Consider the following 24429-nt stretch of genomic DNA (forward strand, 5'->3'; position numbering starts at 1 on the left):
CGGGTCCTTAGATACGAGGGTGAGCGGATTTACGACGTCGTGGTCGAGGCGGCGGCTCTGCGGCCCGCCCTCGCGACGGAGATCTGGCGTGCGACCCGGGGGCCGAGCACGGAGACGACGAGCAGGACGCCGGTGACGACGATCTGCGACTGCGCCGAGACGTTGGACAGGCTCATCACGTTCTGCAGCGCACCGAGCAGGAACACCCCGGCGATCGCGCCGCCCAGCGTGCCCTTGCCGCCGTCGAAGTCGATGCCGCCGAGCAGCACGGCGGCGACGACGGACAGTTCGAGGCCCGTGGCGTTGTCGTACCGCGCGCTGGCGTAGTGCAGCGCCCAGAAGATGCCGGTGAGGGAGGCCATCAGGCCGGTCACCGTGAACAGGATGAGCTTCTGCCGCTTGACCCGGATGCCGGCGAACCGCGCGGCCTCCTCGTTCGCGCCGATCGCGAACAGCGACCGCCCGAACGGGGTGGCGTGCAGGACGACCACGGCGATCACGAGCAGCACCAGGAAGGGCAGGAAGGCCCGCGGGAGGAAGGTGTCGCCGAGCCGCCCGGCGGCGAAGTCGAGGTACTGGGTGGGGAAGTCGGTCACCGCGTCCGAGCCGAGCACGATCTGTGCGATGCCCCGGTAGGCGGCGAGGGTGCCGATGGTGACGGCGAGCGAGGGCAGTCCGAGCCGGGTGACGAGCAGGCCGTTGACCAGCCCGCACACCACGCCGAGCAGCAGGCAGAGCGGGATGATCGTCTCGATCGCCATGCCCTCGTTCCACAGCTTGCCCATCACCGCGCCGGACAGCCCGGCCGTCGAGGCGACCGACAGGTCGATCTCGCCGGCGACGACGAGCAGCGTCATGGGCAGGGCGATCAGGGCGATCGGCAGGGTGTTGCCGATCAGGAACGACAGGTTCAGCGCGTTGCCGAAGCCGTCGACGGTGCCGAAGGAGAACAGCAGCAGGACGATCAGGAGGGCGCCGACGACCGTGTCCCAGCGGATCGCGCGCGTCAGGGAGTCAGGCATGGCGGGCGTTCCTCTTCTTCAGGGCGGAGGCCACGCGCAGCGCGACGATCCGGTCGACCGCGATGGCGAGGATGAGCAGGATGCCGTTGATGGCCAGCACCCACACCGAGCTGACGCCGAGGGCGGGCAGCACGCTGTTGATGGAGGTCAGCAGCAGGGCGCCGAGGGCCGCGCCGTACACGCTGCCGGAGCCGCCGGTGAAGACGACGCCGCCGACCACCACCGCGCTGACGACGGTGAGTTCGTACCCGTTGCCGGTCCCGGAGTCGACGTTGCCGAAGCGGGCCAGGTACATCGCGCCGGCCAGACCGGCGAGGGCGCCGCAGAAGGTGTACGCGGCCAGGATGCGCTTGCGGACGGAGATGCCGGCGAGCCGGGCGGCCTCGGGGTTGGAGCCGAGCGCGTACAGCTCGCGCCCGCTGCCGAAGTGCTTGAGGTAGTACGCCGTCGCCACCAGCACCGCCAGTGCGATCATCGCCAGCCACGGCACCGCGGAGACGCCCCCGGAGCCGAAGTCGACGAAGCCGCCGGGCAGGTCGGCCGCCGTGATCTGGCGGGAGCCGACCCAGATGGAGTCGACGCCGCGGATGATGTAGAGCGTGCCGAGGGTCACCACCAGCGCGGGCACCTGGCCGAGGCTGACGAGCAGGCCGTTGAGCAGACCGCAGCCGACGCCGAGCAGGACCGCCAGGACGACGGCGACGACGGAGTTGCCGCCGCCGTGCAGATAGGTGCCGGCGGCGAAGGCGCTGATGCCGAGGGTGGAGCCGACGGACAGGTCGACGTTCCTGGTGATGACCACCAGGGACTGGCCGGTGGCGACGAGGACCAGGATGGTGGCGTTCAGCAGCAGGTCCTTGATGCCCTGTTCGGACAGGAACTGGCTGTTGCCCGCCTGGGTGATGGCGATCATCACCAGGAAGACGAGCAGGATGGCCAGTTCGCGCATCTTGAAGACGCGGTCGACCAGACGGGTGCCGCTGGACTTGGGCACGTCGGCGACGGGGGTTTCGTTGGGCGTGGTCACCGTCATGCGGCGGCCCTCCCGGTGGCTGCGGCCATCACGCTTTCCTCGGTGGCTTCGGCGCGGGGGATCTCGGCGGTCAGCCGGCCCTCGTGCATCACGAGCACGCGGTCGGCCATGCCGAGGATCTCGGGCAGGTCGGAGGAGATCATCAGGACGGCGACCCCGTCGGCGGCGAGCTGCGACAGCAGCCGGTGCACCTCGGCCTTGGTGCCGACGTCGATGCCGCGGGTGGGCTCGTCGACGATCAGCACCTTGGGGCCGGTGGCGAGCCACTTGGCCAGGACGACCTTCTGCTGGTTGCCGCCGGACAGGGTGGAGACGGCGTCGGCGATCCGGGCGTACTTGACCTGGAGCTTGACGGCCCAGTCGAGGGAACGGCTGCGTTCGGCACCGCGGTCCATCAGTCCGGCCTTCACGGTCGTCCGCAGGCCGGTGAGGCCGATGTTGCGCTCGATGGACATGTCCATCACCAGGCCCTGGGCGCGCCGGTCCTCGGGGACCAGGGCGAGCCCGGCGGCCATCGCCGAGGAGGGGGCGCCGTTGACGAGCTTGCGCCCCTGGACCTCCACCTCGCCGGCGTCCCGGCGGTCGACGCCGAAGACGGCCCGGGCCACCTCGGTGCGGCCGGCGCCGACGAGGCCCGCGAGGCCGACGATCTCGCCGGCGCGCACCTCGAAGGAGACGTCGGTGAAGACGCCCTCCCGGGTCAGCCGCCGTACGCTCAGGGCGACCTCGCCGGGCTTGACGTCCTGCTTGGGATACAGCTCGTCGAGGTCGCGGCCGACCATGCGGCGTACCAGGTCGTCCTCGGTCATGCCGTCGACGAGCTCGCTGGCGATCCAGGCGCCGTCGCGCAGGGTGGTGACCCGCTGGCAGATCTGGAAGATCTCCTCCAGCCGGTGGGAGATGAACAGCACGGCGGCGCCCTGTTCGCGCAGGGTGCGCACGACGCCGAAGAGGCGGGCCACCTCGCTGCCGGTCAGGGCCGCGGTCGGCTCGTCCATGATCAGGACGCGGGCCTCGAAGGAGAGGGCCTTGGCGATCTCGACGATCTGCTGGTCGGCGATGGACAGGCCGCGGGCGGGACGGTCGGGGTCGAGTTCGACGCCGAGCCGCTCCATCAGGGCCAGGGTCGCGGTGTGCGTGGCCTTGTGGTCGATGCGACCCAGGGCGCGCCGGGGCTGGCGGCCCATGAAGATGTTCTCGGCGATCGAAAGGTCGGGGAAGAGCGTGGGCTCCTGGTAGATCACGGCGATGCCGGCGTCGCGGGCGTCGCCGGGGCCGTGGAAGACGACGGGCTCACCGTCGAGCAGCACCCGGCCGGCGTCCGGCCGGTGTACGCCGGCGAGCGTCTTGATGAGGGTCGACTTGCCCGCGCCGTTCTCCCCGGCGAGGGCGTGCACTTCGCCGGGGTACAGCTCCAGGGAGACATCCCGCAGGGCGCGGACCGCGCCGAAGGATTTCGAGACGTCCTCGAGCGCCAGCAGCGGGGCCGGACCCGTGTCGGACGGGTGGGTCATGAGGGGCTCCTCGACGACGCCGACAAGGGCTTCACGGCGTCGTGAAAGGTTTCAACTTGGTTGCCGGGACGTTAGGCGCGTCGGCCATGTCACGTCAATGGGGTGGGCTCGAAAAAATTTCGAGAGTCCTTCGAGAGCCAAAGGTCACGGTCAGGCCACGGGCAACAGGCTGTGCGCGAACGCTTGACACCCCATCGGCATGCTCTTAGCTTCAGCTCCTGAATCGATTCATACGGATGTCGGACGACCGCCCTCGCGCAGGCCGTTCCCCCCAGACGCACAGGAGCCCTGAAGTGACCGAGCTCGCCGCGGTGAAGGCCGCGCTCAAGACCCAGGCAGTCGAGACGCCGTCGTGGGCGTACGGGAACTCGGGGACGCGGTTCAAGGTGTTCGCGCAGCAAGGCGTGCCCCGCACCCCCCAGGAGAAGCTCGACGACGCCGCGCAGGTGCACGCCGTCACCGGTGTCGCGCCCACCGTCGCCTTGCACATCCCGTGGGACAAGGTCGACGACTACGCCGCCCTCGCCAAGCACGCCGAGGAGCGCGGGCTGAAGCTGGGCGCGATCAACTCCAACACCTTCCAGGACGACGACTACAAGCTGGGCAGCATCTGCCACCCGGACCCGGCGGTGCGGCGCAAGGCGCTCGACCACCTGCTGGAGTGCGTCGACATCATGGACGCGACGGGGTCCAAGGACCTCAAGCTGTGGTTCGCCGACGGCACGAACTATCCCGGCCAGGACGACATCCGCGCCCGGCAGGACCGGCTCGCGGAGGGTCTGGCCGAGGTCTACGAGCGGCTGGGCGAGGGGCAGCGGATGCTGCTGGAGTACAAGTTCTTCGAGCCGGCGTTCTACGCGACCGACGTGCCGGACTGGGGCACGGCGTACGCCCACTGCCTCAAGCTCGGCGAGAAGGCGCAGGTCGTGGTGGACACCGGGCACCACGCCCCCGGCACCAACATCGAGTTCATCGTCGCCACGCTGCTGCGTGAGAACAAGCTCGGCGGGTTCGACTTCAACTCGCGCTTCTACGCCGACGACGACCTGATGGTGGGGGCGGCCGACCCCTTCCAGCTGTTCCGGATCATGTACGAGGTCGTCCGGGGCGGCGGATTCACCTCCGACGTCGCCTTCATGCTCGACCAGTGCCACAACATCGAGGCGAAGATCCCCGCGATCATCCGGTCCGTGATGAACGTCCAGGAGGCCACGGCGAAGGCACTGCTCGTGGACCGCGACGCCCTGGCCGCGGCGCAGCGGGAGGGCGACGTGCTCGGGGCCAACGCCGTCCTGATGGACGCGTACAACACGGACGTGCGGCCGCTGCTGGCCGAGGTGCGCGAGGAGATGGGCCTCGACGCCGACCCGATCGCCGCGTACCGGCGCTCCGGCTGGGCCGAGAAGATCGTCGCGGAGCGCGTCGGCGGCGAGCAGGCGGGCTGGGGCGCGTAGGGTCCACGCCGGGCCGGTCTCTTCGGGCGGTCCCGGGTGGACCGGCGGCTCGTGACGCTGCGCGCCTGCGGGCGCGGGTGCCTGCGGGCGCGGGTGCCTGCGGGCGCGGGTGCCTGCGGGCGTGGGCTGCGGTGAGCGGGATGCCTCGGGCCGCTCGGGGCCGTGAGCGGTGCTCTCGTCGGCACCTGGACACCGCAGCCCGGCCCGGACGGCCGGGCTGCGGCGGCGCGGGGCGCGGGTGCCCGCTCCGGCTCCGCTCCGACGCGCGGAGGGGACGTACGGCCTGAATACGGTCCGCAGGCGGCGCCGCACGGCCGTGTCGTCGCCGCGGTCGACCCCTCACGCATTCGTCGCCGACAGGTCCGAGGACGGTCTGTCTGGATGGCGTCCCGCCGAGTGGTGTAGCCGATCAAGCTGGCGGAATCCGCAGGTCGTGGCCCGAATCGCCCTCGCTGGCGGCCCTGTTGGGGCTTGCCGAGCCGGGACCAGCGGTGATCGCACGACGGACCGCAGCGGCAAGTGCCGGACGGCTCCGAAGCGGAGGCGACGGACCGTGATCGGCTACACCACGAGGGGGGACACGACCTCTGTGTGGCCGATCGGTACGTGGCCGGCAAGGAAACACGGTCGTTCTCCGACCGGCTTGGCAGGTGGGGCCGGATGGTCTCCCCGCTGTGTTTTCTGCCGTTCTGCAAGAGGACCATCCGGCGTCCGGCCCCTGCACCCCGGCCCCCGTGCGCGGCGGGTAACGGCTCCACGGCCGGGTCACCTCACCGATAACCCCGCGCACACCGTCGCTCCAGCACCCGGCACCCGGCACCCGGCACCCGGCACCCATGGCACGACGCCGCCCCCGCGATCGTCCACCCCCGGTGACGACGGCCCCTGCCCCTACGCCCGTTCCGGCACGGCCCGCGCCGCGGCCACCGTGTCCGGGGCGGTGAGCGCCGTCGCCGCGCGGACCAGTGCCGCCGTCGCCGTCGAGCGCGACTGCTGGGGCCAGGCGATGCACAGAGACGCCGGCGGGGCGTCCAGGATCGGGCGGTAGGCGACGCCGGGACGGGTGTAGCGGGTCGTGATCGACTCGGGGAGCAGTGTGACGACCTCGCCCAGTTCGACGAGCGTGAGCAGTTGCGGCAGGTCCGCGACCCCGTGCGTCCGCACGACCAGGTCCCGGTAGCCGGCCAGTCCGGACAGGTTGCCCGGCTCGACGCCCGGGAGGGCGAGGTCGGACAGCGTCAGGATGTCGCGGGCGGCGAGCGGGTGCGCGGCCGGCAGCACCGCGACGTGCGGCTCGACCACCAGCGTCTCCGCGTCCAGCCCGGTGCGGTCGAACGGCTCGTAGATCAGCGCCGCGTCGGCCTCCCCCTCCCGCAGCAGCCGTACCTGCTCGTGCCACCCGGAGAGCCGGATCGCGACCGGCCGCGCCCCGGGCTCGGCGGCGTGGCGGGCCAGCAGCGGCTCCAGCAGCCCCGCGTCGCCGTCGGCCTTGACGGTCAGCACCAGCTTGGGGTCCGGGTCGGCCGCGCGCTGGGTCCGCCGGCCCGCGGCGTGCAGGGCGTCGAGGGCGATGCGCGCCTCGGCCAGCAGCACGGCGCCGGGCGGGGTGAGGGCGACGCTGTGCGTGGTGCGTTCGAAGAGGGTGACGCCCAGGTCCGCCTCCAGTTTGCGGATGGCGCGGGACAGGGGCGGGGCGGAGATGCCCAGCCGTTCGGCGGCGCGGGCGAAGTTGAGCTCCTCCGCGACGGCGACGAAGTAGCGCAGCGAGCGGGACTCCATGACCTGCCCCTCCGTTCGGTATGACCCTGAGGGTAACAAGCGCGACCAGGTCGGTCCTTCCCCGGCGAGAGACGGCGGCGCAGGATCGAGGCACACGGTTCGCCCCCCTTCCGGCTCGCGTGCGGGGCATCAACCGCCGTTCCAGCGACCTCACTTGGAGTTCCTCCATGCTTGTCATCACCACGCCCACCGGACAGATCGGACGCCAGGTCGTCGACCGTCTCCTCGACGGCGACGAACCCGTCCGGGTGATCGCCCGTGACCCCGGCCGGCTCTCCCCCGAGGTGCGCGAGCGGGTCGAGGTCGTCCAGGGCTCGCACCGCGACCCCGACGTCCTGACGAAGGCGTTCGCCGGCGCTGACGCCGTCTTCTGGCTGGTGCCGCCGGACTTCCGCGCCGAGGACGTCATGGCCCATGTCGTGGAGCCGACGCGGGCGGCGTGCGAGGCGTTCGTCAGCCAGGGCGTCCAGCGGGTCGTCGCCGTCTCCACCATGGGCCGCGGCGTCGAGAAGAACGCCGGCCAGTTGTCGGCGGCGCGGGCCGGTGACGAGCTGATCGCCCGCACCGGCGTGGGGTACCGGTCGCTGCGGCCGGCCGGTTTCATGGAGAACCTGCTCTGGCAGCTCGACGCGATCAGGAACCAGGGCACCCTCTTCTGGCCGCACCCCGCCGACCGCACCCTCGCCCTCATCGCCACCCGCGACATCGCGGCCACGGCCGCCGGACTCCTGCGCGACGCCTCGTGGACCGGCCAGGACGAGGTCCCCCTGGTCAGCCCCGACGCGCTCACCCCCGACGGTGTCGCCGAGGTCCTCTCGGAGGTCCTGGGGATTCCCGTACGTTTCCAGGAGGTGCCGGTCGACGCGTACCGGGCGACGATGGTGGAGCACGGGGCGAGCGAGGCGTGGGCGCGGGGGCTGGCCGACATGGCGGTGGCGCAGAACAACGGCGCCTACGCCGAGGAGCACCGCAGCGCGCGGCCGAGCCCGACCGGCTTCCGCCAGTGGTGCGAGGAGGTGCTCCGGCCGGCCTTCCCGGCCTGAGGATTCCGGCTCGACCACGAGGGTCAACGGCACGTGTCGGACGCGCCGTTGGCCCTCTACCGACGGCAGGCGGGAACCCCGGCGACAGGAGTCGGCAACCCGGACATAGGCGTGAAACGTTTCATGGGGCACGAAACCCCACGGGGCGCTCCATCGACCGCCCGCACCGCGCCATCCATCCCCACACGTGCCGGGTCCCGAGAACGGCCCGCACACCCCTTGACGTCAGCGAAGCACTCCGACTAGGTTTCCTGAAACGATTCAACCCCTTGCCCACCCGCTTCGTTCCGTCGACGCAAGGAAGAGACCCGCCATGGCACTCCACACCGAAGCCGCCGCCCTGCTGGCGCGATCCCATCGGCTCGGCGCGGATCCGCGCAACACCAACTACGCGGGCGGCAACGCCTCCGCGAAGGGCACCGAAACCGACCCCGTCACCGGCGGCGACGTCGAGCTGATGTGGGTCAAGGGATCGGGCGGCGACCTCGGCACGCTGACCGAGGCTGGCCTCGCCGTGCTGCGGCTGGACCGGCTGCGCGCCCTGCAGGGCGTCTACCCGGGCGTCGAGCGCGAGGACGAGATGGTCGCCGCCTTCGACTACTGCCTGCACGGCAAGGGCGGCGCCGCTCCGTCCATCGACACCGCGATGCACGGCCTCGTGGACGCGGCGCACGTGGACCACCTCCACCCCGACTCCGGGATCGCGCTCGCCTGCGCGGCCGACGGGGAGAAGCTGACCGCCGAGTGTTTCGGCGACACCGTGGTCTGGGTGCCGTGGCGGCGGCCCGGTTTCCAGCTCGGGCTGGACATCGCGGCGGTGAAGGCGGCCAACCCGCAGGCCATCGGCTGCATCCTGGGCGGCCACGGCATCACCGCCTGGGGTGACACCTCCGAGGAGTGCGAGCGCAACTCGCTGCACATCATCCGCACCGCCGAGGCCTTCCTCGCCGAACGCGGCAAGCCGGAGCCGTTCGGCGCGGTCATCGAGGGGTACGAGCCGCTGCCGGAGGCCGAGCGGCGCGAGCGCGCGGCCGCCCTGGCGCCGTACGTGCGGGCCGTCGCCTCCCAGGACCGCCCGCAGGTCGGCCACTTCACCGACTCCGACGCCGTCCTGGACTTCGTCTCCCGCGCCGAGCACCCGCGGCTGGCCGCGCTCGGCACCTCCTGCCCCGACCACTTCCTGCGCACGAAGGTCCGCCCGCTGGTGCTGGACCTGCCGCCGACGGCCCCGCTGGAGGAGGCCGTGGCCCGCCTGAAGGAGCTGCACGCCGAGTACCGCGAGGAGTACGCGGCCTACTACGAGCGGCACGCGCTGCCCGACTCCCCCGCGATGCGCGGCGCCGACCCGGCGATCGTGCTGGTGCCGGGCGTGGGCATGTTCTCCTTCGGCAAGGACAAGCAGACCGCGCGGGTGGCGGGCGAGTTCTACGTCAACGCGATCAACGTGATGCGCGGCGCCGAGGCGGTGTCGACGTACGCGCCGATCGAGGAGTCGGAGAAGTTCCGCATCGAGTACTGGGCGCTGGAGGAGGCCAAGCTCCAGCGGATGCCCAGGCCCAAGCCGCTCGCCACGCGCGTGGCGCTGGTGACGGGCGCGGGCAGCGGGATCGGCAAGGCGATCGCGCAGCGGCTGGTCGCCGAGGGCGCGTGCGTGGTGATCGCGGACCTCGACGGCGCCAACGCGGCGGCCGTCGCCGAGGAACTGGGCGGCCCGGACAAGGCCGTCGCCGTGACCGTGGACGTGACGTCCGAGGAGCAGATCGCCGCGGCCTTCAAGGCGGCCGTCCTGGCCTTCGGCGGCGTGGACCTGGTGGTCAACAACGCGGGGATCTCCATCTCCAAGCCGCTGCTGGAGACCTCGGCGAGGGACTGGGACCTCCAGCACGACATCATGGCCCGCGGCTCCTTCCTCGTCTCGCGCGAGGCGGCCCGGGTGATGATCCAGCAGGGTCTGGGCGGCGACATCGTCTACATCGCCTCCAAGAACGCCGTCTTCGCCGGCCCCAACAACATCGCCTACTCCGCGACCAAGGCCGACCAGGCGCATCAGGTGCGGCTGCTGGCGGCCGAGTTGGGCGAGCACGGCATCCGCGTCAACGGGGTCAACCCGGACGGCGTGGTGCGCGGTTCCGGGATCTTCGCGGGCGGCTGGGGCGCGCAGCGCGCGGCCGTGTACGGGGTGCCGGAGGAGAAGCTCGGCGAGTTCTACGCCCAGCGCACCATCCTCAAGCGGGAGGTGCTGCCCGAGCACGTCGCCAATGCCGTCTTCGCCCTCACCGGCGGGGAGCTGACCCACACCACCGGGCTGCACGTCCCGGTCGACGCCGGCGTCGCGGCCGCCTTCCTGCGGTGAGCGCGCCCGTGACGTCGTACGCCGCGGTCGACCTCGGCGCGTCCAGCGGACGTGTCATGGTCGGCCGCGTCGGCCCCGACAGCCTGGAGCTGACCGAGGCGCACCGCTTCCCCAACCGGCCCGTGCGCCTGCCCGAGGGGCTGCGCTGGGACGTGCTGGCGCTGTACGCGGGCGTGCTGGACGGCCTGCGGGCGGCCGGGCAGGTCGACTCGGTCGGCATCGACAGCTGGGCCGTCGACTACGGCCTGCTCGACGCCGACGGCGCCCTGCTGGGCAACCCCGTGCACTACCGGGACCCCCGCACCGAGGGGATCGCGGAGAAGGTGTGGGCGACGGTGCCCGCCGACCGCCTGTACGCGGCGACCGGACTGCAGTACGCCCCCTTCAACACCCTCTACCAACTGGTCGCGGCCCGGGACACGGACCAACTCGCGCATGCCCGGCGCCTGTTGCTCATCCCGGATCTGCTGTCCTACTGGCTCACCGGCGAGCAGGGCACCGAGCTCACCAACGCCTCCACCACCCAGCTGATCGACCCGCGCACCCGCACGTGGTCGCACGACGTCGCCGCGCGGCTGGGCATCGACCTGAGCCTGTTCGCGCCGCTGCGCCGGCCCGGCGACCCGGCGGGCGTCCTGCGGCCGGAGGTGCTGGAGGAGACGGGGCTCACGGGTCCCGTGCCGGTGACGACGGTCGGCTCGCACGACACGGCGTCGGCCGTGGCCGCCGTACCGGCCGACGGCGAGCGGTTCGCGTACATCTGCACCGGCACCTGGTCGCTGGCGGGGCTGGAGCTCGGCGCGCCGGTGCTGACGGAGGAGAGCCGGGCCGCCAACTTCACCAACGAGCTGGGGCTGGACGGAACCGTCCGCTACCTGCGCAACATCATGGGGCTGTGGCTGCTCCAGGAGTGCGTGCGGGCCTGGGGCGAGCCGGATCTGGGCGAGTTGCTGCGGGAGGCGGCCGAGGCGCCGGCGCTGCGGTCGGTCGTGGACGCCGGGGACGCCGCGTTCCTGGCGCCGGGCCGGATGCCGGAGCGGATCGCCGAGGCGTGCCGCGCCTCCGGGCAGCCCGTGCCCTCCTCGCCCGGGGAGATCACCCGCTGCATCCTCGACTCCCTCGCGCTCGCCCACCGCAAGGCCGTGCAGGACGCGCAGGACCTCGCCGGCCACCCGGTGGACGTCGTGCACGTCGTGGGCGGCGGCACCCGCAACGCGCTGCTGTGCCAGCTGACCGCCGACGCCTGCGGGCTGCCGGTGGTGGCGGGGCCGACGGAGGCGGCGGCGCTCGGCAACGTGCTGGTCCAGGCCCGGGCGCACGGCCTGGTGGGCGACCTCGCCGAGATGCGGCGCCTGCTCGCCCGTACCCAGCCGCTGACCCGCTACGAGCCCCGCGGCGGCACCGGACGCTGGCGCGAGGCGCAGGCCCGGCTCGCCGGGGCATGACGGGGTCTCCCCCACCCCGCCCTACCGGACTACGCTGCACTCATCCGATGATCGACAACAAGGAGCCGCGATGCGTGTCGCCCTGTTCCTGACCTGCGTCAACGACACGCTCTATCCGGACACCGGGCGCGCCGTGGTGAAACTGCTGACCAGGCTGGGCGTCGAGGTCGACTTCCCGATGGCCCAGACCTGCTGCGGGCAGGCCCACTACAACACCGGGTACCGCCATGAGGCCGAACCCCTCGCCCGGCATTTCTCCGATGTCTTCGGAGAGTACGAGGCGATCGTCACGCCGTCCGGCTCGTGCGGGGCGATGGTGCGGGAGCTGTACCCGCGGATGGGCGAGCGGGCCCGGGCCGAGGGGCGCGGGGACTCCCTGGCCGCGACGCTGGCGCCGGTGGTGCCGAAGACGTACGAGCTCACGGAGTTCCTGGTGGACGTGCTGGGAGTGACCGACGTGGGCGCCTACTACCCGCACAAGGTGACGTACCACCCCACCTGCCACGGTCTGCGCGGTCTCGGCCTGGGCGACCGGCCGCTGCGGCTGCTGAAGGCCGTGAAGGGGCTGGAGCTGGTCGAGCTGCCCGGTGCCGAGGAGTGCTGCGGCTTCGGCGGCACGTTCGCGCTGAAGAACTCCGACGTCTCGGCGGCGATGGGCGCGGACAAGGTGCGCGGCGCCGAGTCGACCGGCGCGGAGGTGCTGTGCGCGGCCGACAACTCGTGTCTGATGCACATCGGGGGCACGATGACCCGGCTGGGCTCCGGCATGCGGCCGGTGCACATCGCGGAGATCCTGGCGAGCACGGAGGAGGAACCGGCCGTATGAGCGGGACGTTCGTAGGGATGCCGGCCTTCCCGGCGGCGGCGCACGAGGCCGTGGGCAACGCCACCCTGCGCGGGAATCTGCGCCACGCCACCCACACCATCCGCGCCAAGCGGGCCAAGGCGGTGGCGGAGGTGTCGGACTGGGCGCAGCTGCGGGAGGCCGGCAAGCGCATCAAGGACCACACGCTGCGCCATCTCGACCGGTATCTCGTGCAGGTGGAGGAGTCGGTCACGGCGGCGGGCGGTACGGTCCACTGGGCGGCGGACGCCGACGAGGCCAACCGGATCGTGGCCGACCTGGTCAAGGCCACCGGGGAGACGGAGGTCGTCAAGGTCAAGTCGATGGCCACCCAGGAGATCGGGCTGAACGAGGCGCTGGAGGCCGAGGGCATCCGGGCCTACGAGACCGATCTCGCCGAGCTGATCGTGCAGTTGGGCAAGGACCGCCCCTCGCACATCCTCGTCCCCGCCATCCACCGCAACCGCGGCGAGATCCGCGACATCTTCCGCACGGAGATGAGCGAGTGGGGCCGTCCGGCGCCCGAGGGCCTGACCGACACCCCCGCCGAACTCGCCGAGGCGGCCCGGCTGCACCTGCGGGAGAAGTTCCTGCGGGCCAAGGTCGGCATCTCCGGCGCCAACTTCATGGTGGCCGAGACCGGCACCCTGGTGGTCGTGGAGTCCGAGGGCAACGGCCGGATGTGCCTGACCCTGCCCGAGACGCTGATCTCGGTCGTCGGCATCGAGAAGATCGTGCCGACCTGGCGGGACCTGGAGGTCTTCCTGCAGACCCTGCCCCGCTCCTCCACCGCCGAGCGCATGAACCCGTACACGTCGACGTGGACCGGCACGACCGACGGCGACGGCCCGCAGACCTTCCACCTGGTCCTGCTCGACAACGGCCGCACCGACACCCTCGCCGACGAGGTAGGCCGGCAGGCCCTGCGCTGCATCCGCTGCTCGGCCTGCCTGAACGTCTGCCCGGTCTACGAACGGGCCGGCGGCCACGCCTACGGCTCGGTCTACCCGGGGCCCATCGGCGCCATCCTCAGCCCCCAGCTCCGGGGCACGGCAAGCGAGATCGACGCCTCGCTGCCGTACGCGTCGAGTCTCTGCGGGGCCTGCTACGAGGTGTGCCCGGTGGCGATCGACATCCCGGAGGTGCTGGTGCACCTGCGGGAGCGGGTCGTGGAGGGCGGTCCGGTCACCCGGGCGGGCAACAAGGTGGTGCTGAAGCCGGCGAAGGGGCACGCCGCCGAGCGGGCGGCGATGCGGGCGGCCCGCTGGGCGTTCAGCCACCCCGGCGCCCTGCGCACCGGCCAGCGCCTCGCCTCCCGCACCCGGCGCCTGCATCCCCGGACGCTGCCGGGACCGGGCAGGGCGTGGAGCGGGACCCGGGACCTGCCCGCCGTACCGGCGGAACCGTTCCGGGACTGGTGGCAGCGGACCAACGGCGGGAAGGACGGCGCGAAGTGAACAGCAGGGAGCGGATCCTGGGCCGGGTGCGGCGCGCCCTGGCGGACGTGCCCCAGGACGACACGCCGTACGAGCAGGCGGTTCCGCGCGACTACGTACGCGAGCACGGTGACCGCGGTGTCGAGCAGACGGTCGACCTGCTGGCCGAGAACCTGGCCGACTACCGGGCGCTCGTCCACCGCTGCACGGGCGGCGAACTGCCCGCGCTGATCGGCCGCCTGCTGGCCGAGCACGGTTCGAAGAGCGTCCTCGTGCCGCCGGGTCTGGCACCCGAGTGGCTCGCGGCGACCGACGCCGAGCAGATCCCCGACCGCGCCGGCACCACCCCGGCCGAACTGGACCGCGTCGACAGCGTGGTCACGGCCTGCTCGGTGGCCGTCGCCGAGACCGGCACCATCGTCCTCGACGCCTCCCCCGACCAGGGCCGCCGCCGCATCACCCTGGTCCCCGACCACCACGTCTGCGTCGTCAGGGTCCCCGACCAGGTCGTCTCCTCGGTCCCCCAGGCCCTCGAACGCCTCGACCCCACGCGCCCGTTGACCTGGATCTCCGGCCCGTCGGCCACGAGCGACATCGAGCTGGACCGGGTCGAGGGCGTGCACGGCCCGCGCACGCTGGAGGTGGTGCTGGTGAGCGGACCGTCCACCTGAGACGCCGTCCGGCGCCCGCGGGGTGTCGCTGAGTACACCCCGCGATACGGGTTCTGCGGCCCGTGTGGTTCCTCCCCCGTCTCCGTAGCGTCGTGGCCAGGCACAGGGCGTGCCGGACGGAGGGTGAGGGCGATGTTTCACGCGGGCTCGGGACACAGGTACGACAGGGAACCCGCCGCCGAGGCGCTGCGGCTGGTCAAGGTCGGCAAGACGTACGGCAGCGACGACGGCGCCGTACGCGCCCTGGACGGGGTGACGCTGGGCCTGGCCCGGGGGACGTTCACCGCGGTCATGGGGCCGTCGGGGTCGGGCAAGTCGACGCTGTTGCGGTGCGCGGCCGGTCTGGAGCGGCCGGACGGCGGCATCGTGCGGGTCGACGGCACCGAGCTGACGGGCGGCGGCGAGGCGGAGCTGACCCGGTTCCGGCGGGGACGCGTCGGGTTCGTCTTCCAGGAGTACAACCTGCTGGAGACGCTGACGGTGGCGCAGAACACGGTGCTGCCGCTGAAGCTGGCCGGGCGGCGCGTGGATCGCCGCCGGGTCCGCGAGGTGCTGGCCCGGGTCGGGCTCGGCGACCGTCTGGGGCACCGTCCCGCCCAGCTGTCGGGCGGTCAGCGCCAGCGCGTCGCGATCGCCCGCGCGCTGGTCGCCGAGCCCCGGGTGATCTTCGCGGACGAGCCGACGGGCGCGCTGGACACCCGCAGCGCGCGGGACGTGCTGCGGCTGCTGCGGGAGGCGGTGCAGGCGCACGGCCGCACCGTGGTGATGGTGACGCACGATCCGGTCGCCGCCGCGTACGCCGACACCGTGCTGTTCCTGGCGGACGGCCGGCTGGCCGGCCGGATGGACGCACCCACCGCGGACGCGGTGGCCGAGCGGCTGGCGCACCTGGGCGACGACGTGACGGCGGGGGTGTGAGCCATGCTGACGCTCGCGATGCGGTCGGTACGGCAACGGCCTGGACGCTTCCTCGCGACGCTGCTGTCCGCCTTCCTCGGCGCGGTGGTCGTCATGACGTTCGACTCGATGTACGACACGGCGGCCGGGCCCGGCGTGGACGCGGTGAGCCGGGACAGCCTGACCACGTCGGCCAGCGTGGTCGGCGGCTACGGCACCCTGCTGGTGTTCTTCGCCGTGGCCTCCACGCTCACCGTCGCCGTGCGGCACCGCGCGGCCGAGCTGGAGCTGTTGCGGTGCTGCGGGGCGACTCCGGCGCAGATCGGGCGGATGGTCGTGGGCGAGGCGGTGGTAGTGGCGCTGGCGGGTGCGGTGCTGGCGATCGGTCCGGCGGTGCTGGGCGGCCGGCTGCTGCTCGACCGGTTCCAGGACGGAGGGCAGGTCGCCGAGTCGGTCGGCTTCTCCTTCGGTCCCGTCGCGCTCACCTCCGGCGTGGCCGTCACGCTGCTCGCTGCGGCGGGCGCGGCGCTGCCGGCGCTGCGGCGGGCGACGCGCGAGCGCCGGCGGCGGCCTCGGGCGCGGTCGTTCCTCGCGTACGCCGCTCTCGTCGCCGGCGCGGTGTCGGTGACCTCGACCTTCGCCCTGTCGCCGACGTACGAGGCGCTGATGGCTCCCCCGGCGTACGGGGCGATCCTGCTCTCCGTCGGCCTCGCGCTGCTGGCGCCGCGGCTGCTGAGGGCCGTGCTGGACCGGCTCGCGCCGGACGGGGCGAGCGGGTGGCTGGCGGTGCGCAACCTGCGCGAGCGGGCCGACGAGGTCGCCGGGATCATGGTGCCGCTGATCCTGTTCACGGCCGTGGCGACGGCGACCCTGTACCTGCAGGGCGTGGAGAGCGACGCCGTACGGGCCTCCGGTGCGGTGAAGTCCGTCGAGGCCCGGAACCTGGAGACGCTGAACCTCACCGTCGTCGGCATCATCGTGGTCTTCGTCTGCGTGATGCTGGTCAACTCGCTGTACGCGGCGACGAATTACCGCGGCCGTGAGTTCGGTCAGCAGCGGCTGGCGGGCGCCACCCCGGGCCAGGTGCTGGGCACGGTGGGCGTCGAGACGCTGGTCCTGACCGGCACGGGCGTGTGCTGCGGCACGGTGGCGGCCCTGGCGGGGATCGTCCCGTTCGCCGTCGTACGCAGCGACTCGGTCCTCCCCCACCAGGGGCTGGGCCTCTACGTCGCGGTCGTCTCCGTCTGCCTGGCGGCGACGCTGGGCACCAGCCTGGTCACGGCCCGGCGGGTGCTGCGCACTCCGGCGGTGCGGGCGGCCGGCGTGGCGGCGTGAGCGGACTCCACAAGGGGCGGTCGCCACGGCGGCCGCCCCTTCGGCCTAGGCCAGGCCCGCCGCGTCCAGCAGGGTCGTCACGGTCGCCGTGGTCAGCCCGGCCAGTGTTTCGATCCGGGCGCCGGCGCGGGCGCTCGCGCCGTCGAAGACCAGCATCAGCTGGCGGGCGAGCAGTTGCGGATCCCGCGCGCCGCCGAGCTCGGCCTGGGTACGGAACGCCTCCTGGAGGTGCCGTTTGGCCGCGGCGGCGACGACGCTGGCCGGGTGCTCGGGGTTCTTCAGCTCCACCAGCGCGGCCAGATAGGGGCAGCCCTGGTAGGCGGGCTCGGCCGAGAGCCTCTCGACGCGTTCGAAGACGTACAGGATGCGCTCGCGGGGTGTGGTCGCGGCGTCCGGGCCGGGCAGGAGCTGCGCCGCGTAGGCGGGTGCGCGTCGCTCCAGGCTGGCGGCGAGGACCTCGTCCTTGCTCGCGAAGAGCTGGTACATGGACCGTTTCGACACACCGGCCGTCCGGCACAGCGCCTCGACCCCGATGGAGACGCCGTCGCGGTAGAAGAGCTCGGTCGCGGCGTCGAGCAGCCGGTCCCTCGGGGAGGCCTTGTCGGTCGTGGTCATACGGCGAGGGTACCGCGCCGGACACCGAAGGGAAACCGATCGGTTTACCGCCGGCCGCGCGCCGGATACCGGGTGACAGGGACGCTGAACAAGCGCTTAGATAGGTGGCACGAGCTGTCGCCGCCGCCCGGGAGGCCCTGTTGTTCACATCCGTCGACGACGTCTTCACGCGTCTCGCCGAGACCGGCTACCTCGCCTCGCCCGCGGTGGCCACGACCGTCTTCCTCGCCGACCGGCTCGGCAAGCCGCTGCTGGTGGAGGGCCCGGCCGGGGTCGGCAAGACCGAGCTCGCCAAGGCCGTCGCCGAGGTCGCCGGCGCCCGCCTGGTCCGGTTGCAGTGCTACGAGGGCGTCGACGAGGCCCGCGCGCTGTACGAGTGGAACCACGCCAAGCAGCTTCTGCGCATCAGCGCGGGCCGCGACGAGACGTGGGACGAGACGCGCACCGACATCTTCAGCGAGGAGTTCCTGCTCACCCGCCCCCTGCTCACGGCCATCCGCGGCGACGACCCCAAGGTGCTGCTGATCGACGAGACGGACAAGGCGGACGTCGAGGTCGAGGGCCTGCTCCTGGAGGTGCTCAGCGACTTCCAGGTCACCGTCCCCGAACTCGGCACGATCACCGCCACCCGCCGCCCCTTCGTCGTCCTGACCTCCAACGCCAGCCGCGAGCTGTCCGAGGCGCTGCGCCGCCGCTGCCTCTTCCTGCACATCGGCTTCCCCGACGAGGAGTTGGAGCGCCGGATCGTACGGCTGAAGGTGCCGGGGCTCGACGAGACGCTGGCCGCGTCCGTGGTGCGTGTGGTGGGCGCGCTGCGCGCCATGGACCTGCGCAAGGTCCCCTCGGTCGCCGAGACCATCGACTGGGCGCGCACCCTTCTCGCGCTCGGCGCCGACACCCTCGACGACACCCTCGTCCGCGACACCCTCGGAGTGCTCCTCAAGCACCAGGACGACGTCCTGAAGGCCGCCGCCAAGCTCGACCTGGACGCCGTGTGACCGCGCCGGGTGTCGCGGAGCGGCTGACCTCGCTGGTCGGCGCCCTGCGCGCGCACGGGATGCGCATCGGCACCGGCGAGACCGTGGACGCGGCCGAGGCGGTGGCCGTGCTCGGGCTCGCGGACCGGGAGCTGCTGCGGGAGGGCCTGGCCGCGACGCTGCTGCGCGGCACGGACCAACGGCGGGTGTTCGACCCGGTCTTCGACCTGTACTTCCCGCGCGGCATCGGCGCGCCGGAGGGTGAGCGGCCCGGCCGCACGGAACTGCGCGACCGGCTCGCGGCCGCCCTCGCCGACGACGACACGGCGCTCATGGAACGCCTCGCGGCGGAGGCGGTCGACGGTTTCGGCGGGTACGGCTCCTCCCCCGCCTCGGACGGCTGGTCCTCGTACCAGACGCTCGAACGCATCCGCCCGCAGACGCTGTTCGCGCGCGTGCGCGACGACGTCCGCGCCCGAAGCGGCGGTTCGGGCTTCGCCGACCGGCTGCTGGACGACGAGATCCGCCGGCGGATCGAGGCGTTCCGGCAGATGGTGGCCGCCGAGGCACGGCGCCGGGTGGCCGAGCGGCGGGGCCGGGACCAGATCGCCCGGCGCGCGGTGGCCACCACCGCCGACCGGCTCGACTTCCTCTACGCCGGCAAGGCCCAGCTCGCCGAACTGCGCAGGACCGTTCAGCCGCTGGCCCGCAAGCTCGCCACCCGGCTCGCCGCGCGCCGGCGCCGGGCCGCCCGGGGCAGCATCGATCTGCGGCGCACCGTGCGCGGTTCGCTGTCGACGGGCGGGGTGCCGATGAAGCCGGTGCTGCGCAGGCGCCGCCCGGCCCGGCCCGAACTGGTGCTGCTGTGCGACGTGTCGGGGTCGGTGTCGGGCTTCTCGGACTTCACGATGCTGCTGGTACAGGCGCTGCACGACCAGTTCAGCAAGGTGCGGGTGTTCGCCTTCGTCAACCGGATCGACGAGGTGACCGGGCTGCTGCGGCACGGCACGGCCGACGCGGAGGGGCTCGCCGCCCGCATCCAGGAGGAGGCGACGCTCACCGGCTGGCACGGCAGCAGCGACTACGGCGTGGCGCTGGGCGAGTTCGCGGAGCGCTACGCCGACGCGGTCGGCCCGCGCACCACGGTGTTCGTACTCGGCGACGCCCGCACCAACATGAGCGACCCGAACCTGCCGGCCGTCCGGCGGATCGCCGAACAGGCCCGGCGCGTCTACTGGTTGAACCCCGAGCCGCGCGCCCAGTGGGGCACCGGCGACTCCGCCGCACCGGAGTACGCGGGGCTGGTGGAGATGCACGAGTGCCGCAACGCACGCCAGCTCGGCACCATCGTCGGCCGCCTGCTGCCGATCTGACTAGGCGGCGAGCTGCGGGTACAGCGCCGGGATGTCCGCGGCGAGGCCGGCCTTGACCTGGCGGGTCAGTTCGTCGGCGAGCACCTCGTGGGCGCCGGAGGCGATGCCGTCCAGGGCCAGCGCGGCCACGCTCTCGGGGGTGGACTTCGGGGCGTCGACGTGGGCCACCAGGTCGGTGTCGACGTACCCGACGTGCAGGCCGGTGACCTCGATGCCGCGCGGCTTGAGGTCCAGGCGCAGGGAGTTGGTCTGGGACCACAGGGCCGCCTTGGAGGCGCTGTAGGAGCCGGCGACGCCGAGCCAGGACAGCACCGAGTGGACGTTGAGGATGTGGCCGCCTCCGTTGCGCTCGATGACCGGCACGAAGGCGCGGGTGACGAGCAGCGGCCCGTAGAAGTTGGTCTCGAACTCGCGCCGGACGTCGTCCACGGGTGAGTCGAGGAAGTTGGCGTTCACGGACGCGCCCGCGTTGTTGATCAGGATCGTGACGTCCTGCGCCCGCTCGGCGGCCGCGGCGACGGACGCGGGATCGCTCACCTCCAGGGCCAGCGCCACTGCGTCGGGGTGGGTGACGGTGCGCGGGTCGCGGGCGGTGGCGTACACCTTCTTCGCCCCGCGCTCGTACAGGGCGGCGACGAGCGCCTTGCCGATACCGCGGCTGCCGCCGGTGACCAGGGCGACGGAGCCTTCGATGGTGGTCATGGGAGTCTCCCGACACATGAGAACAGAGGGGAAACCGATCGGTTTCCTCACCTCCCGAGAGTAAACCGATCGGTTTCCTCGGGCAAGCGCCAGGGTGCCCTCTCCTGGAAAATCAGGGGTTGTCCCGGATATCCGGGACGGCCGCTTTCTCCTACGCTCCTCAGCAGTGGAGGGGGGACGCCATGAAGGCAGTGATCCAGGACCGGTACGGGCCGGCCGAGGCGCTGGAGGTGCGGGAGGTGGAACAGCCGCTGCCCGCCGCCGGTGAGGTGCTGGTGCGGGTGCTCGCCGCCTCGGTCAACGCCTACGACTGGCACCTGATGCACGGCGACCCCAGGCTCGCGCGGCCCATGATGGGGCTCACGCGGCCGAAGGCGAGGATCCGGGGCCGGGACTTCGCCGGGCGGGTGGAGGCGGTGGGCGCCGCGGTCACCGGGCTGAAGCCGGGGGACGAGGTGTTCGGCGAGGCGGACGGGGCGTTCGCGGAGTTCGTGTGCGCGCCGGACGGCGCCGTGGACCTCAAACCGGCCGGCCTCACCTTCGAGCAGGCGGCGGCGATGCCGCTGGCGGCGAACACCGCCCTCATCGGGCTGCGGGACGTCGCCCGGCTCACCGCGGGGCAGTCGGTGCTGGTGAACGGGGCGTCCGGCGGGGTGGGCACCTTCGCCGTGCAGATCGCCAAGGCGTACGGCGCGGTCGTGACCGGCGTGTGCAGCACCCGCAACGCCGACCTGGTCCGCTCGCTCGGCGCGGACCACGTCGTCGACTACACCCGGGAGGACTTCACCCGTTCCGGGCGGCGTTACGACGTCGTCCTCGACCTGGTCGGCAACCGTTCCCTGGGCGAGTTCCGCCGCGCGCTGGCGCCGACGGGCACGCTCGTGCTGTCCGGCGGCGGCATGTACGAGGGCGGCAGCCTGGTCGGGCCGATGGGGCTGTTCCTGCGGGGCCGTCTGCTGGCGCCCTTCGTGCGCGGACAGCGCTTGCGCGAACTCCCGGCGAAACAGAGCAAGGCCAACCTCGCCGAACTGCGCAGGCTGGCCGAGTCGGGGAAGGTCACCCCGGTCGTGGAGCGGACGTATCCGCTCGGCCAGGCGGCCGAGGCCATACGCCACCTGGAGGTGGAGCACGCGCGCGCGAAGATCGTCGTCACCGTGTGAGCGGCCCCACCCCGCGGTGGTCCCTCGTCCCTAGTGCCTGGTCCCTAGAGTGCCTGATCCCCAGCCCCTTGTGCCTATTCCTTGGCCTTCGCGTACTCCGTGGCCATGGCTCCGGCGAAGTCGTGGACGATGCACGGCTCGTCACCGACCACCCAGGCGTCGTGCCCCGGCGAGAGCACGAACACGTCACCCGGGCCGACCTCGCTCTCGGCCCCGTCGTCCATGCGTACGCGCATGCGTCCCTGGACGACGTAGCCGTTGTGGTGCACCTCGCAGCTGTCCGTCCCGGCGATCGGTGCCACGGACTCCGACCAGCGCCACCCGGGCTCGAACGTGCCCACGGCGAAGTCGAGTCCGGTGAGGTGAACGGCTTCGAGATGGCCGCGCGGGAAGTCACGGCGTTCATCCGGCTTGTCGACAGGCTTGACCTCGATCATGTCGGCTCCCTCCATCGCGAGCCCCGTCCACTCCATCGTCGACCCGGCAACCCGGCGCCGCCATTCGGGGGACCGCGGGTCACCTGGACGGCCGGACAATCGGGCGAACCAGGCGCAGAATGAGGCACACAGCCGCACTCATCGCCGAACCGCCAGAAAGGTGGCGATCCCCGTGGCCGAACATCCTCACGCCATGCTCGTCCGCAAGGGCTACGAGGCCTTCACCCGCGGTGACATGGACGCCCTGCGCTCGCTGATGGCGGGCGACGCCACGCACCACGTGCCCGGCAGTCACCCGCTCGCCGGTGACTTCAAGGGCATCGACTCGATCCTCGACATGTACCGCCGGCTCTTCGAGGAGACCGCCGGCACGCTGAACGTCGAGCTGAACCGGATCCTGGTCGACGGCCGCGGTCACGCGGTCGCCACGCACCGCGTCAGCGCCGAACGCGGCGGCAAGCGCCTCGACGAGGACGGATGCATCATCTTCCGGATCGTCGGCGACAAGGTCACCGACCTCGACGAGTGCGTCGGGGACATCGACACCAGCAACGCGTTCTGGACCTGAGCCCCGTCCGTTGGTGAGGCGGGGTCAGCGTCCCGCCTCACCGGCCTGTCCGGCCGGTGCGCCGCACAGCGCGGCGAAGCGGGCGGCGTCGACGTTGCCCCCGGAGACGATCACCCCGACCCGGCGCGGCAGGGGTCCCGCACGGCCCGTCAGCAGGGCGGCCAGCGGGGTGGCTCCGCTCGGCTCGACGACGATCTTCAGCCGCTCGAAGGCGAACCGCATCGCGTCGCGGATCTCGTCGTCGGAGACCAGCGCGACGGCGTCGACGAGCCTGCGGTTCACCGAGAAGGTCAGCTCGCCGGGCGTCTCCAGGGCCTGTCCGTCCGCGATGGTGCGCGGCACCTCGATGCGGACGCGCCGGCCCGCCTCCAGGGACCGCTTGGTGTCGTCCCCCGCCTCCGGTTCGACGCCGACGACCCGGATTCCGGGGTACAGCCCCTTGGCGGCCGTGGCGGCTCCGGCGATCAGTCCCCCGCCGCCGACCGGCACGACCAGTGCGCCCAACTCTCCCGTCTCCTCCAGGAGTTCGAGCGCCGCCGTGCCCTGTCCGGCCATCACGTGCGGGTGCTCGTAGGGCGGGATGAGGGCGAGCCCGCGCTCTTCGGCAAGGGCCTGGCCGACGGCGACGCGGTCCTCGGTGTAGCGGTCGTAGATGACGATCTCGGCGCCGTAGCCCTCGGTGGCGGCCCGCTTGGAGCGCGGGGCGTCCTCGGGCATGACGATGACGGCGGAGGTGCCGAGCTCCCGGGCGGCGAGGGCGACGGCCTGGGCGTGGTTGCCGGACGAGTAGGCGGCGATGCCCCGGGCCAGCTGGTCGGGGGTGAGCCGGGAGGCCGCGTTGTAGGCGCCGCGGAACTTGAAGGCGCCGACACGCTGGAAGTTCTCGCACTTGAGATGGACCTCGGCACCGACGAGGGCGTCCAGCGTGCGGGAGCGCAGCACCGGGGTGCGGTGGGCGATGCCCTTCAGCCGGACGGCGGCCTCACGGACGTCGTCGAGGGTGACGGGCGGGGTGGTGGTCGTCACGCGGGTTCTCCATCGGTCGTCGTGGTCGTCACGGGTTCTCCGTCCGTGGTGGGGGCGTTGGCGGTGCGGGCCTGGGAGAGGTAGCTGTAGGCCGAGGCCCGGGAGATGCCGAGGCGGGTGGCGACCTGCTCGACCGAGCGGCGTACGGCGAAGACGCCGTGGGCGTCGAGGCTGCGGAACAGGTCGAGGCGCTCGGCGCGGTCGAGTCCGGCCCAGGCGCGGTTCCCGCCGAGCCGGTGACCGTCGAGGACGGCCTCCACGACGGAGTCGATGTCACCGGCGAAGGTGGTGACCGGCGTCCGGTCGCAAGCGGTCCCGGCACCGGCCAGCGCGCCGAGCAGGGCGTGCGCCTCGTGCACCGCGCCGACGTCGACGTTGACGCACAGAGCGCCGAACACCGCCCGGGTGGAGTCGCGCAGCAGGATCGTCGACGACTTGACGAGCTGTCCGGTCCGGGTGCGTGTGACGTAGTTGAGCTCGTCGTCGGCCTCGTCACCACGGGCGACCATCCTGAGGCCAATCTCGCTCATCGCGCCGCCGACCCGCCGGCCGGTCACCGCGCCGGCGAGGGCGACGACCGACCGCTCCGGCCGCCGGTAGTCGTGCAGCACCACCTCGCACACCGGCCCGAACGTCGCCGCGATCCCGTCGACGACGGGCCGCAGCGCGGCGATGATCGCGTCCCGCTCCCCCTCCAGCCCCTCTCCGGCCGCCATGGCGCACTCTCCCGTCTCGCCGCACCCGA

At 72.5% G+C, this 24429-nt stretch carries 22 protein-coding genes; 13 read left to right on the forward strand and 9 right to left on the reverse strand.

All coding sequences use genetic code 11. From position 1 onward, the window contains the following. Window positions 1–29 precede the first annotated feature (29 nt). Genes ACYF6T_RS01170 through ACYF6T_RS01180 form a run of 3 tightly spaced genes read right to left on the reverse strand, consistent with a single transcriptional unit; the run spans window position 30 to window position 3569 of the window. Window positions 30–1022 carry an ABC transporter permease gene (locus tag ACYF6T_RS01170; RefSeq protein ID WP_461692614.1) on the reverse strand — a complete coding sequence of 331 codons (993 nt, stop codon included), beginning with the start codon at window positions 1020–1022 and terminating at the stop codon, window positions 30–32. Next, on the reverse strand, window positions 1015–2055 hold the full coding sequence (locus ACYF6T_RS01175; RefSeq protein WP_461692615.1) for an ABC transporter permease: 1041 nt from the start codon (window positions 2053–2055) through the stop codon (window positions 1015–1017). Before ACYF6T_RS01175 ends, ACYF6T_RS01170 begins: the two co-directional genes overlap by 8 nt. Next, a complete protein-coding gene (locus tag ACYF6T_RS01180) occupies window positions 2052–3569 on the reverse strand; it encodes a sugar ABC transporter ATP-binding protein (RefSeq protein WP_461692616.1) in 1518 nt (505 codons plus the stop codon). The genes ACYF6T_RS01175 and ACYF6T_RS01180 overlap by 4 nt, the downstream gene beginning before the upstream one ends. Before the next feature lie 293 nt (window positions 3570–3862). Between ACYF6T_RS01180 and rhaI the strand changes: the two genes are divergently transcribed. Continuing rightward, window positions 3863–5023: an L-rhamnose isomerase gene (rhaI, locus tag ACYF6T_RS01185; protein WP_461692617.1), complete on the forward strand. Its 1161-nt coding sequence runs from the start codon at window positions 3863–3865 to the stop codon at window positions 5021–5023. Window positions 5024–5914: 891 nt separating this feature from the next. On the opposite strand, the gene ACYF6T_RS01190 is transcribed toward rhaI, so the two are convergent. Beyond that, on the reverse strand, window positions 5915–6802 hold the full coding sequence (locus tag ACYF6T_RS01190) for a LysR family transcriptional regulator (protein WP_461692618.1): 888 nt from the start codon (window positions 6800–6802) through the stop codon (window positions 5915–5917). Between the two features lie 167 nt (window positions 6803–6969). Here ACYF6T_RS01190 and ACYF6T_RS01195 point away from each other — a divergent pair, with 167 nt between their 5' ends. The 8 genes from ACYF6T_RS01195 to ACYF6T_RS01230 all read left to right on the forward strand — a co-directional run bounded on the left by ACYF6T_RS01195 (window position 6970) and on the right by ACYF6T_RS01230 (window position 16826). Next, window positions 6970–7845 (forward strand): NAD(P)H-binding protein, encoded by an 876-nt coding sequence (locus ACYF6T_RS01195; RefSeq protein ID WP_461692620.1) that lies wholly within the window; start codon window positions 6970–6972, stop codon window positions 7843–7845. Window positions 7846–8158: 313 nt separating this feature from the next. Then, a complete protein-coding gene (locus ACYF6T_RS01200; RefSeq protein WP_461692621.1) occupies window positions 8159–10198 on the forward strand; it encodes a bifunctional aldolase/short-chain dehydrogenase in 2040 nt (679 codons plus the stop codon). Next, window positions 10195–11643, forward strand: a complete 1449-nt coding sequence (locus ACYF6T_RS01205; RefSeq protein ID WP_461692623.1) for a rhamnulokinase — start codon at window positions 10195–10197, stop codon at window positions 11641–11643. The genes ACYF6T_RS01200 and ACYF6T_RS01205 overlap by 4 nt, the downstream gene beginning before the upstream one ends. A 70-nt stretch (window positions 11644–11713) precedes the next feature. Further along, window positions 11714–12469: a (Fe-S)-binding protein gene (locus tag ACYF6T_RS01210; protein ID WP_461692625.1), complete on the forward strand. Its 756-nt coding sequence runs from the start codon at window positions 11714–11716 to the stop codon at window positions 12467–12469. Beyond that, window positions 12466–13944, forward strand: a complete 1479-nt coding sequence (locus tag ACYF6T_RS01215; RefSeq protein ID WP_461692626.1) for a LutB/LldF family L-lactate oxidation iron-sulfur protein — start codon at window positions 12466–12468, stop codon at window positions 13942–13944. Before ACYF6T_RS01210 ends, ACYF6T_RS01215 begins: the two co-directional genes overlap by 4 nt. Next, the gene (locus ACYF6T_RS01220) at window positions 13941–14594 is read left to right on the forward strand and encodes a LutC/YkgG family protein (protein WP_461692628.1); all 654 of its coding nucleotides are present in this window, start codon (window positions 13941–13943) and stop codon (window positions 14592–14594) included. The genes ACYF6T_RS01215 and ACYF6T_RS01220 overlap by 4 nt, the downstream gene beginning before the upstream one ends. 132 nt (window positions 14595–14726) lie before the next feature. Then, on the forward strand, window positions 14727–15512 hold the full coding sequence (locus ACYF6T_RS01225) for an ABC transporter ATP-binding protein (protein WP_461692630.1): 786 nt from the start codon (window positions 14727–14729) through the stop codon (window positions 15510–15512). A 3-nt stretch (window positions 15513–15515) separates the two neighbouring features. Further along, window positions 15516–16826 carry an FtsX-like permease family protein gene (locus tag ACYF6T_RS01230; protein WP_461692631.1) on the forward strand — a complete coding sequence of 437 codons (1311 nt, stop codon included), beginning with the start codon at window positions 15516–15518 and terminating at the stop codon, window positions 16824–16826. Between the two features lie 45 nt (window positions 16827–16871). Here the strand turns inward: ACYF6T_RS01230 and ACYF6T_RS01235 are convergent, their stop codons facing one another. Continuing rightward, window positions 16872–17441: a TetR/AcrR family transcriptional regulator gene (locus ACYF6T_RS01235; RefSeq protein ID WP_461692632.1), complete on the reverse strand. Its 570-nt coding sequence runs from the start codon at window positions 17439–17441 to the stop codon at window positions 16872–16874. Between the two features lie 140 nt (window positions 17442–17581). Between ACYF6T_RS01235 and ACYF6T_RS01240 the strand changes: the two genes are divergently transcribed. Further along, a complete protein-coding gene (locus ACYF6T_RS01240; RefSeq protein WP_461693225.1) occupies window positions 17582–18439 on the forward strand; it encodes an AAA family ATPase in 858 nt (285 codons plus the stop codon). A 59-nt stretch (window positions 18440–18498) separates the two neighbouring features. Continuing rightward, window positions 18499–19791: a vWA domain-containing protein gene (locus ACYF6T_RS01245; RefSeq protein ID WP_461693226.1), complete on the forward strand. Its 1293-nt coding sequence runs from the start codon at window positions 18499–18501 to the stop codon at window positions 19789–19791. Here the strand turns inward: ACYF6T_RS01245 and ACYF6T_RS01250 are convergent, their stop codons facing one another. Continuing rightward, the gene (locus ACYF6T_RS01250) at window positions 19792–20493 is read right to left on the reverse strand and encodes an SDR family oxidoreductase (RefSeq protein WP_461692633.1); all 702 of its coding nucleotides are present in this window, start codon (window positions 20491–20493) and stop codon (window positions 19792–19794) included. It lies immediately after the preceding gene. A 182-nt stretch (window positions 20494–20675) separates the two neighbouring features. On the opposite strand from ACYF6T_RS01250, the gene ACYF6T_RS01255 reads away from it, so the two are divergent. Further along, window positions 20676–21653: an NAD(P)-dependent alcohol dehydrogenase gene (locus tag ACYF6T_RS01255; RefSeq protein WP_461692635.1), complete on the forward strand. Its 978-nt coding sequence runs from the start codon at window positions 20676–20678 to the stop codon at window positions 21651–21653. 74 nt (window positions 21654–21727) lie between these two features. On the opposite strand, the gene ACYF6T_RS01260 is transcribed toward ACYF6T_RS01255, so the two are convergent. Next, complete coding sequence (locus ACYF6T_RS01260; protein ID WP_461692636.1) at window positions 21728–22090, reverse strand: cupin domain-containing protein; 363 nt, start codon at window positions 22088–22090, stop codon at window positions 21728–21730. A gap of 172 nt (window positions 22091–22262) precedes the next feature. Here ACYF6T_RS01260 and ACYF6T_RS01265 point away from each other — a divergent pair, with 172 nt between their 5' ends. Beyond that, complete coding sequence (locus ACYF6T_RS01265; RefSeq protein WP_461692637.1) at window positions 22263–22658, forward strand: nuclear transport factor 2 family protein; 396 nt, start codon at window positions 22263–22265, stop codon at window positions 22656–22658. 24 nt (window positions 22659–22682) lie between these two features. On the opposite strand, the gene ACYF6T_RS01270 is transcribed toward ACYF6T_RS01265, so the two are convergent. Then, complete coding sequence (locus ACYF6T_RS01270; protein WP_461692639.1) at window positions 22683–23684, reverse strand: threo-3-hydroxy-L-aspartate ammonia-lyase; 1002 nt, start codon at window positions 23682–23684, stop codon at window positions 22683–22685. Next, the gene (locus tag ACYF6T_RS01275; protein ID WP_461692640.1) at window positions 23681–24400 is read right to left on the reverse strand and encodes a helix-turn-helix transcriptional regulator; all 720 of its coding nucleotides are present in this window, start codon (window positions 24398–24400) and stop codon (window positions 23681–23683) included. Before ACYF6T_RS01275 ends, ACYF6T_RS01270 begins: the two co-directional genes overlap by 4 nt. Window positions 24401–24429: the final 29 nt, after the last annotated feature.

This window comes from Streptomyces sp. 7R007, assembly GCF_054850255.1.